The sequence below is a fragment of the Adlercreutzia sp. DFI.6.23 genome, assembly GCF_024462535.1.
GTDB lineage: Bacteria > Actinomycetota > Coriobacteriia > Coriobacteriales > Eggerthellaceae > Adlercreutzia > Adlercreutzia rubneri.
The window spans coordinates 1-300 of sequence record NZ_JANGBP010000540.1; the positions used below are offsets into that span (position 1 = coordinate 1).

Below are 300 nucleotides of genomic sequence, written 5' to 3' on the forward strand. Positions count from 1 at the left end.
GGCGCTCTCGGTGCGACCACTACAGGAGGCCATAACGAGTATCGCGACATCGTCATTGCGGAAAATATCTTTGTATGGGGCTCCAATCCGTCTGAGTCATTCATTGTTGTGTATCATTTCATCTCCGAAGCCTGCGAAGCGGGAGCCAAACTTGTTGTCATCGATCCCATTTTTACCACTACGGCAGCTAAGGCGGACCTCTACGTTTCCATCCGTCCCGGAACTGTTGGTCTTCTAGCGGCAGGTATTGCCCAGATTGCCATTCGCGATGGCAATATCGATGTCGAACACATGCGCACT

The 300-nt window shown here is 51.7% G+C and carries 1 protein-coding gene; it reads left to right on the forward strand.

Annotated elements, in window-relative coordinates:
• Positions 1-300 (forward strand): molybdopterin-dependent oxidoreductase (locus NE591_RS14490; RefSeq protein ID WP_256157014.1); only part of this gene is annotated, 300 nt, incomplete at both ends.